Here is a 9,212-nt window from a genome sequence, read left to right as displayed (position 1 = left end):
GCGGACGTTGAGTCCCCTTCCCGCGCAGAACGGAAGAAAAAGAGGCCCGACATGCCCGCGTGGCTCGAAGTCTTGCTCAACCTGTCCGGCTATGCCGGCTTCGTGGCGCTCGCCTCGCGCGGCGCCGCCGGCCCGCAGGCGCCGGCCGACGATCGCAGCTACGGCGACGAGCGCTAATTGGCGCGCGCCGCTTGGCCCGCCGCCGTGCGCACCAGCCGGTCGGCCTTGACCGCAACGCGCGTGTCTTCGGCCTGCGGCCGCAGCGAGAAGCTGATCGCCACGAAAGCGATGCAGAACAGCGTGCCGACGATGGCGACGCGCCGGTAGGTGTGCCGGTCGCCTTGGTAAAAGGGCGGCTCTGAAAAAGGTGTCATGACAAAATTGCTTCTTGGCAAAGTCGTTTCTTGCTTGTCTTTGCCGGACACCTACTCCAACCCGCAGCCAGCGCAACGCGATTGGGCTTTTAACCTAACCGGATAGGGTTATCGGCGTCCGTGCAAGCTGTCGTTAGGCAAAGTAGATGCGGACACCTCTGTCGTCCGGACAGGTGAAAGACGCATTTGTTCCGGCTACGACACCATTTCGTTCTCGAAGAACGAATCGGAATCGCAGAAATCGGCGCGGAGCAGTTCTTAACAAACACTTTGCGGCCTCCATCGGAAACCAGCGCGCATCCATGCCGCTCCCCTCGCCTCACTCCATACGGAGGAGACATGGACGCGACTGTGCGAGACATCACGCCGTCTCGTTCCGATACGCGCGGCCGCATCGCCGCCGGCAGGCGCAACTTGTTCTGCATCCGACTCCATTTCGTTCTCGAAGAACGAATCGGAGTCGCGAAAATCAGCATGGAGCGATTCCTAACGATCCGTGAAAGCTCATGCTGACGCATCTTCGGCGGCAGGACTCATTTCGGCAAGCTCATCGTCTCCAAGCTCTTCGGTGACAAATCAGCGCAAACCGCCGGAACAAGATCGCGCTTGCGCGTTGCCGCGTGTCGTCGACGCGGATCACGCCGCCCGCTTCGCCTTGTCCCTTGAGAAGCATTCGAGGATCTGGATCCGGAGCTCTTCCGCGGCAGGACCCTCGAGCTTCCTGAGCTCGTTCCAGAGCCTGATCACCTCGCGCTGTTTTTCGACGGTCATGAGTCACCTCCAAATGATCCACCAAGGCGACCGCACTAGAACAAAATGAGAACAAAATGTCCAGCCCTTCAGACGGATTTTTGCAGGGGATTTCGCATTGAACCTTTTCGGCGCGCAAAGGACCCATGGAAGCTGGGGATTTCAGCGCCCAGTCACACGGCAGCGCCGCCTGACGAACATACTCCGTCACCGCGGCGCTGTTGCTTTTTGGAATTTCAACCTTAAGTTACAGCTGCGGCTGACGGTCAGGCGCTGAAATCCCAACGCCGTCGGCCAGAAGAGCCTCGCGCGAAAGCGCGGGGTTTTTTCTTTTTGAAGCCGGCAATTCGAGGGGCGCTCAAATCGGACGCTACCGGAGCGAGACCTCGCGCTTGCGCATTGAGCGGCCGAAATCCGGCGAGCCGGCAATCGCGCGGCTCAGCCATTCGGCCGCGGAAGCCTGCATCGCGAGCTTCGTCATCGAGTAGCCCGATGATCTGTGAATTTCGTGAGAACGAATTCCGCTTGGTCTTCGGTCCGCCCGACTTGCGGGCGACCGCAGGGCGCGCCCGGACGGAGCGAACGACGCTCCCTGTGTTTGTCTCGATCGTCGTGGTGATGCTCGGCATCGCGATCGCCGAGCGCCACCTTGTCTTCAGCCATTGCTCATTGCGCCGTCTCGCGGAAGAGGCCGCAGCAAGGACTTCGCCGCCGCCTCAGACGGCGTCCTTGGCCACCTTCAGCGGCGAGGCCTTGACCGATTTGCTCGCGGGCTTCGCCGCAAACTGCATCGGCTCCTTGGTGAAGGGATTGACGCCCATGCGGGCTTCGGTCGCCGGCTTGTTCACGACCGACATCTTCACGAAGCCGGGAATGACGAACTCGCCGGACTCGTTGAGTTCCTTGTAGCCGACCGTTGCCATGTATTCGATCACCGACTTCACGTCGTTCTTCGAAAGCTGCGTGCCCTCGGCAATTGCGTCGATCAATTGGGCCTTCGTCATCTTCGCCATGTCTGAATTCCTTTGAATGGGGGCGCGCGAGCAATTCCCGAAGAGGACGCGGCCGGACCGCGGGGACGCGCTGCTGATTCATGCCAGAAGTCATGAAGTGACCGGGCTTAGAACCCATCGAGCCCGAAAACGCAAGCTCGGGTTCTCAGGGACTCCCTGTCTCCTGTGAACGACGCCGCCCGACATTCCACTTCTTTCTGAACCATTCGGAGGCTGGCGGGTCTCATGATCGAAGTCGAAGTCCTCCGGCTTCGCCCACCAGAGAGACCGCTTCTCCACGGGCGGCGTTTTCGCTGTTCGAGACTCTTGTTTAACCCGCTCGCCGTGTCACCTCCCCGTGCAACCTGTGGCTCGGCCGGCGCTGTTGACACTTCAGTAACCTAACGCGGCCAAGCTCCAATCGGGTTCGTTGCGTTGGAGTATCCTCACAGTGCTGGATTTTAACGAGCTGCGTGAACTCGCGGCTGATGTTCGTATTTTCATCGACGTCGCCGAAGACAAGGCCGAAGCGCTCAGAGCCGTCATCGCGGCTTACGACGTGGTGCTGGCGATCTTCCCCACTGAAGAAGGCATGGGCCTCCACGTCATCAAGGGCGGCGAGATCCTGGACGGGATTGTGAGATCGCGGACACATGCGATGTACAGCCACACGGCGATCGCGGTTCCCGACCTCGCACATGCAGAAGCGCTCAAGTTCCTGACCGTCCCTGTCAACCGGCGGATTGCAGCCTAGAAGCATGATGCGGAAAACCGTGAAGCGGTTTTCCCTCGCGACAACACCGAACGCGTTTGCGCGGAGCTCATGCTCGAACAGAACTCAACCCGCTCGGGGCGGCTGCTTTTCAACCGAACGACGGATTTGTCATCGCCTGGCGCGACGTACATCCGGTTCGCCGTCCGCGTTCACCGAGCCACGAGCAGAGAACGTCTTCCCGACATTTCCGCTTCAATGATCCAGCAGAAAGGCCGCGAAGCCGATCACGATGCAGGAGAGACCGACGAAGGCGGTGGTGAGTTCGACAGCGTTCTCCAGGCGGAGCAACCTGACGATCGCGTCCCATGCGACGCCGAGGAGCGTTTCCACGATCGCGCTGAGCAGGCCCCGAAGCATGACGATTGGTCACAGCCGATCTCGCCGAGGTTCATCCGCCGCCATTCTCAGCCGCCCAGCGAGGTGCATTCTCTTTTGAACCTTCTTGCGGCTCGCGCGTCTTACAGTTGAAGCGTCCCCAAGCTTCACCCCGACAGAGAATCCCGCTTCCCCCAGGCGGGGTTTTCGCTTTTGGCGCTGCATCAGCTCGCCCGGAATTTCAAGCCTCTCTTTGCCGTTGACCCGGTTCCCCCGCCGAAGCACCCTCTCGGGAGGGTAGGGTTTTGAGGAGGTCTTATGCCGAGAACCCTTGTGGAATTCAGAGCGCAGAACCTTCGTTTGCTTGAACGGCTTTGTCCCGGCGATCGGCGATACATCCAGGCCTGGTTGAAGCAATTCGATGAGCAGAACGGGATCACACCCGAAGCTCGTCCGAAGTCCGGCAAAACCCGACGGACTTCTTCGCCGTCGCGAAAGGCGGCACCCCCTCGTCGAACCAGGTCATCGGCTTCCTCCTCGGTCTCACAGCGCTGATCAGCGCAACGACAAGCGCGCACGCTGTGACCTCGGTGCTGCGCGGCTCGAACCACTGCGTTGAACCGGCGACGTAACCGATGCGAAGAGCAACGACGCGAGGACATGGCCCCTCACGGAATGTCCGCGACCTTCCGGCTATCGCCGATTGAGACCGGCTTGTTCAGGAAATACTCGCGGTTGCCTGTCGCGGCCTCCGCGTACTGGTCGATGGCCACGATGATCGCCTGGACATGGGCATAGCACCACCCTTCGCGTGTCGCCCTTCTACGAACGTCCTCGAGCGCGGTCAGGAAGGGCGACAGCTCTCTCTCGTCGTCGAACCAGCGCCTGCTCACCATGTCCTCCCGCCGAGCACCCTGCCCTTGTTGTGATGCGGCTCTGCGCTCCTCAGCGCCGCACGCTGGGCGCACAGACTTTCAACCTTCGCCTCCATCCGCGACAGGAGCGCCTCGGCCGAGGCCGTCCCGACGCCGGCCCGCTGCAGCTGGAGAATCTCCTTTCTCTGCCTGCCAATCTGGATGCGCATCCGTTCGATCTCCCGCCTGACAAAGTCCAGGTCCGGCATGTTCAGCCCTCACGATTTGAATATGGCCAAAGAGAACAAAAACGGAACGATGAGTCGAGTCCGGCGTTTGACGGAGAAGGAGATTTTCGATGGCGGACTACATCCGGAAGGAACCGAAGGATTGGGTTTCCGGGGACGACCCGATGACGGGCGCCCAGGAATCCTATCTCAAGACCCTCGCCGGGCAGGCACATCAGGATCTGTCCGAGGCGGAACTGACCAGGGTCGAGGCCCCGGAACTGATCGACGAGATGCGGCAAAAGGCCGGGCTGGAACGGTCACCCGTATTCTTGCGGGAATCCGGAGCCATGTGTATGCAAACGAAATTGGGAATCGAAAATGCCTTATTTCGTTTGCGCCCGCGACGGAGCGGGCCAGATCATTTTGAAGCGCGACACCAGGGAAGCGGCCGAGAAGAAGGCCGCCGAGCTCCGCGACATGGGCTATTTCGAAGTCGAGATCATCGTGAAGGCTGTCGAGAAGGCAGCGTGAGGGAGTGGGCACGGTCGGCGGAGTTGGCCCCAAGGCGCAGCAACCCCTCGCAATCTCTCCCATCATCTGAAGCCAGCGCTTCATGCTTCCCTCAGCACCTTAAAGGCGCTGAGCATGACGAAAGCGCCAAGACCGTAGGTCAGTGCGTTCACGACCCAGGAGATGGCTATGCCGAGGAAGGTGAACCCTCCGACTGCCCCCCAGAAAAAATAAGCCGCGGTGATGCCCGGCCATTCCAGCGAGAGGAACGCGAAGTCGGTCAGCGGCTCCAGGACAAGGAGCACCGTCGAGATGAGCGCCCCGATGGCCAATGCGATGATGAGGCTCGCTTTAACGGAGTACATCACAATCCCAGCAGGCCGGCGATGACCAGATTGAGATTACGGTGACAGTGCTGTCACCGTAATACCGTAATACTGGTTGAAGCAATTCGATGAGCAGAACGGGATCACACCCGAAGCTCGTCCGAAGTCCGGCAAAACCCGACGGACTTCTTCGCCGTCGCGAAAGGCGGCACCCCCTCGTCGAACCAGGTCATCGGCTTCCTCCTCGGTCTCACATCGCTGATCGGCGCAACGACAAGCGCGCACGCTGTGACCTCGGTGCTGCGCGGCTCGAACCATTGTGCCGAAGCCGTCCCGACGCCCGCCGCTGCTGCTGCTGAGGGATCACTTTCCTCTGCCTGCCTGTCCGGGCGACGAAGCTGTGTCTCCGGGCGAGCGCCAAATCCCGACAGTCGCCGCTCAATCCTCCTTCATGAATATCTCGCGCCGCAGCTGTTTTTGTCCCGCCTTGAAATGACCGGGCACCCATTCCTTCCAATCCTCCTTCAGGAAGCCGGCGTCCGGATCGCCTTTGCCCGCCTCCTTGATCTTCTTGACGACATAACGGGAGTAGAAGTGGTCGAAGACGCGCATGAACTCGCCGAAATAGATGTCGGCGACTCTCGTGTTCCCGCGGATGACGAGCATATTCTCGTCGTTGGCGTTCTGTGACGGCTGGCTGAAATTTGCGGTGCCGGTGACGACGACCGGGTCGGAACTCAAGGGATCGACCAACAGAAACTTGTCGTGAACGTAGAAGTTGCGGTTGAAACCGGTCAGCTTCTCGCCGAGGAAGAATTCGAGATCGCCCTTTGAAAGCTTGGCCCCGGGCGCCATGACACTGTTGCCCGTCACTCTGATTTCGTCGGCAAACTCATCTCCCGGATCCTTGTCGAAGAGCGAGTAGCGGAGCGTATCATCGTCCTTGGCCAGCGCCTTGTAGAAGAAGTCGTCCAGGTTGAAGGCGAAGGTGATGCAGGCCATTCGCTTGGCGTCGGCGATGAGATCCGCATACCATTCCAGGGTCGTGGGCTTGGTCTTTTCGTCGCGCGGCGAGTACAGCTGCAAGATGCGATTCTTCGGCGGCAGGGTATGGCGCGCAGGCGTCGCATCGACAGCGAGATTGGCTGTCTTCAGAGGAGCCAGCGTCACGTCCGGTGCAGCGAGGCGCTCCCAATAGTCGAGGAAGCCCTGTGCGATCTCACCGTCCCATATGACGTGGCCGACATTGGAATGGCCGAAGATTCCGCCCGAGGAAATGTTCGTCGATCCCGTCCAGACGGCGATCGGCACGTCGTTGTGGAGCAGAACGATGAACTTGTTGTGCCTGATACCGGCGCGCGACTTCTGCGGCGTGCAGATGCTCTTGATCTTGGCCGCAGCTATCATCTCCTCGTTTTCGTCCACATAGCTTTGTGCCTCGTAGCGGATATTGACGTCGACGCCGGCATTCTTCGCTTTCTTGAATGCCAGGCCGACGGGCTTGTAGCGAAACTCGTAAAGCATCGCCCGCAGGGCGTACTCACCGGGGTCTTGCAGCGTCGAGGGATATTCGATGAACTTGACGAGCGCCTCGAACAGGCCACGGGAAAGCCATTTCATCGCGTCCGAGGCGGGATCGTCCTCATCGAGCTCGGTCTTGCCGAACTTGCGCGCGAAGGCCTGGGACCCGGCCGCGCCACGGTTGAAGTAGATATCGTGGGTGGTTTCTCCGGGCTTCTTGCCGCCCTCTTCGGCCTCCGTACTCACACGAATTTTGGTCGCCGATGCGACGTCGAGTTCGAGCAATTTCGGCTTGCCGTAGACCGGGATGACGCTGAACTCGTAGGTCGTCTCGGGCTTCGCCGTGTAGTCGCCCCACTGAAATGTCTGAATCGGATGCTCCGACGTCGGCACTGGAGTTCCTGGAGCCAGTCCTTCATCCTTGTGCTTGAAGCGCTTGATCCCCCGGATGAAGTAGCGCTCGTGCACATTGTCGTTCTTGTCGAACTCGGTGCGCTCGATGGCGAAGCCCAACAGTCCGGTCTTCTTGGCTTCCTGGCCCGGCGCGAAGTCCCAGGCCAGCGTAACGACGTGCAGTCCAGCAATTGCGCGCACGTACAATACGGCGCCCTCTTCAAATTCGCGCACGGAAAAGCCCCCCATTTTGTCCCCGCGCAATATGCAGGGAGGTCGCGCTTCTCAACGAGACACGTGCATCCTTTCACGAGAACAATCCAAAGTCGAGATGCCTTGCCCAGGATCACAGCCGGTATGGCTATTTGCGCTTTCGCGATGCTTCGGGCCGCGCGCACACTGCCTCTGCCCCCTGCCCCTCCTCCACAATTCCTGCTATCCCTCCCTCCGCCGGCTCCGCCGCCAAAACCCTCCACCCCCAGGGAGCAACAACCATGCGATACCTCCACACCATGCTGCGCGTGCGCAATCTCGATGTCGCGCTGAAATTCTATGTCGATGCTTTCGGCTTGAAGGAGGTGCGGCGGATCGAGAACGACAAGGGTCGGTTCACGCTGGTGTTCCTGTGCTCGGCGGACGATCTCGAGGCGCTGAAGAAGCAGCCGCCGACGCGCGGGGCCCCGCTGGTCGAGCTCACCTATAATTGGGATGAGGAAAAGTACGGCGAGGATCGCTTCTTCGGCCATCTCGCCTATGAGGTCGACGACATCTACGCCACCTGCGAGAAGCTGATGAAGGCCGGCATCACGATCAACCGGCCGCCGCGCGACGGCAACATGGCCTTCGTTCGCTCGCCGGACCTGCACTCGATCGAGCTGTTGCAGAAGGGCGATCCGAAGCCACCGCAGGAGCCTTGGGCGTCGATGCCCAACACCGGCCACTGGTAGGTTTGCGCGCGGGAACAAGCGCTCGCGGCCCGCGTTCACCCTCCAGTGATGCAAATGGAGGAGGATGCGATGGCGAGAGGGCTGTTGCTGTGGATGCTTGGCGTGCCGATCCCGGTGATCATTCTGTTGTGGCTGTTCTTCGGCCGCTGACCGTCGGGTTGAACCTTGCAATGAAAGCTCCGCCCCGTGCGGAGCTTTTTGCATGAGGGGCGCGCCGCAACGCGCATCGCTCCAAGCACCGAATTCCGCTATCACCCGCAGCAAGCGACAATGCGGGGGAGACGCTTCATGCCTGACACCAAGCTGACGATCTGGGGCCGCGCCAATTCGGTCAACGTGCAGAAGGTGCTGTGGTGCCTCACCGAACTCGGTCACTCCTACGAGCGCATCGACGCCGGCATGCAATACGGCAAGACCCGCGAGGCCGGGTATCTCGCGATGAATCCCAACGCGCGGATCCCGACGCTGGTCGAGGGCGACTTCGTGCTGTGGGAGTCCAACTCGATCATGCGCTATCTCTGCCTTGCGCATGGGCGCGGCACGTCGATCTACCCTGACACGCCGAAGCAGCGCGCCGGCGTCGACCGCTGGCTCGACTGGACGCTGTCGACCGTGCAGCCGGTCGATCGCCCGGTGTTCTGGGGCATCGTGCGCACGGCGCCCGCCGAGCGCGACATGGTCCAGGTGCAGCGCGATGCCGATGCCGCCGCCGAGGTCTGGGCCATCGCCGACCGCCTGCTCGCCACGCGCCGCTTCATGGAGGGCGATGCGTTCACGCTCGCGGACATCGCGATCGGATCCTATGCGCGGCGCTGGCTCGGGGTCGAAGGCATCAGCCGGCCCGCGCAGCCGCACCTCACCCGCTGGCTCGCCGAGCTCGGCAAACGGCCCGGATTTGCACAACATGTCGCGCCGCCAATGTCATGAACCGGTGATGCAGCTCAAGTTGCGGTGACGACACGAGGAAACGTCATTTCGGCACAGACCGTCCGGCCTGGTCTCGGCACTTGACGGCTACTGTGCATGGGGTTGTTTTCGCAGTTTTTGTTCTGGGCCCCTAGCGCCAGCCGCGCTCGACCAGCAGCACGCAGACGATCAAAACCAGCGTCACCGCGGCGGTGGCGAGGCGCGCGGTCCAGCCGAGGCCGCGGCCGACCCACCACAGTAGCGCGCAATACATCAGCACGGGGACGATGATATCGAGCCGCACCAGATCCGCCGGCAT

14 protein-coding genes and 1 pseudogene are annotated in these 9,212 nt (G+C 61.1%); 6 read left to right on the top strand and 9 right to left on the bottom strand.

The window, feature by feature from the left end; all coding sequences use genetic code 11:
- The first annotated feature begins 51 nt into the window (after positions 1-51).
- A complete protein-coding gene (locus tag XH87_RS36390; protein WP_271590888.1) occupies positions 52-177 on the top strand; it encodes a hypothetical protein in 126 nt (41 codons plus the stop codon).
- On the opposite strand, the gene XH87_RS36385 is transcribed toward XH87_RS36390, so the two are convergent.
- From XH87_RS36385 to XH87_RS36375, 3 genes are all read right to left on the bottom strand, one after another.
- Positions 174-374, bottom strand: a complete 201-nt coding sequence (locus XH87_RS36385; RefSeq protein ID WP_333909217.1) for a hypothetical protein — start codon at positions 372-374, stop codon at positions 174-176. The two genes, XH87_RS36390 and XH87_RS36385, sit on opposite strands and share 4 nt — an antisense overlap.
- Before the next feature lie 636 nt (positions 375-1,010).
- Positions 1,011-1,145, bottom strand: a complete 135-nt coding sequence (locus XH87_RS36380; protein WP_271519747.1) for a hypothetical protein — start codon at positions 1,143-1,145, stop codon at positions 1,011-1,013.
- 695 nt (positions 1,146-1,840) lie between these two features.
- The gene (locus tag XH87_RS36375) at positions 1,841-2,137 is read right to left on the bottom strand and encodes an HU family DNA-binding protein (RefSeq protein WP_035714869.1); all 297 of its coding nucleotides are present in this window, start codon (positions 2,135-2,137) and stop codon (positions 1,841-1,843) included.
- A 430-nt stretch (positions 2,138-2,567) separates the two neighbouring features.
- On the opposite strand from XH87_RS36375, the gene XH87_RS36370 reads away from it, so the two are divergent.
- On the top strand, positions 2,568-2,870 hold the full coding sequence (locus XH87_RS36370; RefSeq protein ID WP_271590886.1) for a hypothetical protein: 303 nt from the start codon (positions 2,568-2,570) through the stop codon (positions 2,868-2,870).
- 213 nt (positions 2,871-3,083) lie between these two features.
- Here XH87_RS36370 and XH87_RS36365 read toward each other — a convergent pair whose 3' ends face one another.
- From XH87_RS36365 to XH87_RS36355, 3 genes are all read right to left on the bottom strand, one after another.
- Positions 3,084-3,248 (bottom strand): hypothetical protein, encoded by a 165-nt coding sequence (locus tag XH87_RS36365; protein WP_157461145.1) that lies wholly within the window; start codon positions 3,246-3,248, stop codon positions 3,084-3,086.
- A 626-nt stretch (positions 3,249-3,874) separates the two neighbouring features.
- Positions 3,875-4,102: a hypothetical protein gene (locus tag XH87_RS36360; RefSeq protein WP_271590885.1), complete on the bottom strand. Its 228-nt coding sequence runs from the start codon at positions 4,100-4,102 to the stop codon at positions 3,875-3,877.
- Positions 4,096-4,329 carry a hypothetical protein gene (locus XH87_RS36355; RefSeq protein WP_035716799.1) on the bottom strand — a complete coding sequence of 78 codons (234 nt, stop codon included), beginning with the start codon at positions 4,327-4,329 and terminating at the stop codon, positions 4,096-4,098. Before XH87_RS36355 ends, XH87_RS36360 begins: the two co-directional genes overlap by 7 nt.
- A gap of 89 nt (positions 4,330-4,418) precedes the next feature.
- Between XH87_RS36355 and XH87_RS36350 the strand changes: the two are divergent.
- Positions 4,419-4,586, top strand: a pseudogene (locus XH87_RS36350) (DUF3072 domain-containing protein); the annotation flags it as partial.
- 82 nt (positions 4,587-4,668) lie between these two features.
- Positions 4,669-4,821, top strand: a complete 153-nt coding sequence (locus XH87_RS36345) for a hypothetical protein (protein ID WP_157461211.1) — start codon at positions 4,669-4,671, stop codon at positions 4,819-4,821.
- Between the two features lie 80 nt (positions 4,822-4,901).
- Here XH87_RS36345 and XH87_RS36340 read toward each other — a convergent pair whose 3' ends face one another.
- Positions 4,902-5,165 (bottom strand): hypothetical protein, encoded by a 264-nt coding sequence (locus XH87_RS36340; RefSeq protein ID WP_035716801.1) that lies wholly within the window; start codon positions 5,163-5,165, stop codon positions 4,902-4,904.
- Positions 5,166-5,564: 399 nt separating this feature from the next.
- Positions 5,565-7,274 (bottom strand): hypothetical protein, encoded by a 1,710-nt coding sequence (locus XH87_RS36335; RefSeq protein ID WP_271590884.1) that lies wholly within the window; start codon positions 7,272-7,274, stop codon positions 5,565-5,567.
- A gap of 260 nt (positions 7,275-7,534) precedes the next feature.
- Between XH87_RS36335 and XH87_RS36330 the strand changes: the two genes are divergently transcribed.
- The gene (locus tag XH87_RS36330) at positions 7,535-7,987 is read left to right on the top strand and encodes a VOC family protein (RefSeq protein ID WP_271590883.1); all 453 of its coding nucleotides are present in this window, start codon (positions 7,535-7,537) and stop codon (positions 7,985-7,987) included.
- Between the two features lie 288 nt (positions 7,988-8,275).
- Entirely contained in the window at positions 8,276-8,914 is a 639-nt protein-coding gene (locus XH87_RS36325) for a glutathione S-transferase family protein (RefSeq protein WP_271590882.1), read from the top strand.
- Between the two features lie 130 nt (positions 8,915-9,044).
- On the opposite strand, the gene XH87_RS36320 is transcribed toward XH87_RS36325, so the two are convergent.
- Positions 9,045-9,212, bottom strand: coding sequence for a hypothetical protein (locus tag XH87_RS36320; RefSeq protein WP_271590881.1), 168 nt, complete (start codon positions 9,210-9,212; stop codon positions 9,045-9,047).

The sequence above is a fragment of the Bradyrhizobium sp. CCBAU 53415 genome (assembly GCF_028128735.1).
In the GTDB taxonomy this organism is placed as follows: Bacteria; Pseudomonadota; Alphaproteobacteria; order Rhizobiales; family Xanthobacteraceae; genus Bradyrhizobium.
The sequence above is the reverse complement of the archived record's forward strand: the minus strand, read 5'-3'. Positions and strand labels throughout refer to the sequence as shown.